Genomic DNA, 415 nt, shown 5'->3' with positions numbered 1-415 from the left:
GGGAATTCACCGAGGATTTAATTTGCATCTTTGATTTGCGGTGGTTAATCCATATTTTACCCTTTCCCCGATTTTAAATTTACTGGCTCAAGCCGCGAGCGATAGATCGTGAAAGCCTTTTTTGGCTTTCAAACGATTGCATCGTTCCTCGCGGCTTGGCAAAGTTCGGGATCCTGGATCAATTATGTTTTGCGATACATGCAAAAACTTTGCGCCAAGACAATAAATTTAAAATGGGGGAAAGGATTTTAATAGAATGGTTTTTCTCCTTCGCCAATCGAAGATAAGCAAAATAGAAAAACCCTTGGATTCCCTGAATGGGATATCGGAGACAACGAATCCTACTGCCGCTAACAGCGGCTTGCCAAAAGCGGCGCTGTATCGAAGGTTGTGACATTAGGGAAGGATATATCAC

The 415-nt window shown here is 42.7% G+C and carries 1 protein-coding gene; it reads right to left on the bottom strand.

Annotated elements, in window-relative coordinates:
• Nucleotides 1–178 precede the first annotated feature (178 nt).
• Nucleotides 179–415, bottom strand: a 237-nt coding sequence (locus tag I6F37_RS42025; RefSeq protein ID WP_225154677.1) for a hypothetical protein, incomplete at its 5' end; no start/stop codon positions are given.

Source organism: Bradyrhizobium sp. NBAIM08, from assembly GCF_020193935.1.
GTDB classification, from domain to species: domain Bacteria; phylum Pseudomonadota; class Alphaproteobacteria; order Rhizobiales; family Xanthobacteraceae; genus Bradyrhizobium; species Bradyrhizobium yuanmingense.
Note: the sequence above shows the minus strand (reverse complement) of the source record. Positions and strands in the feature narration are given on the sequence as shown.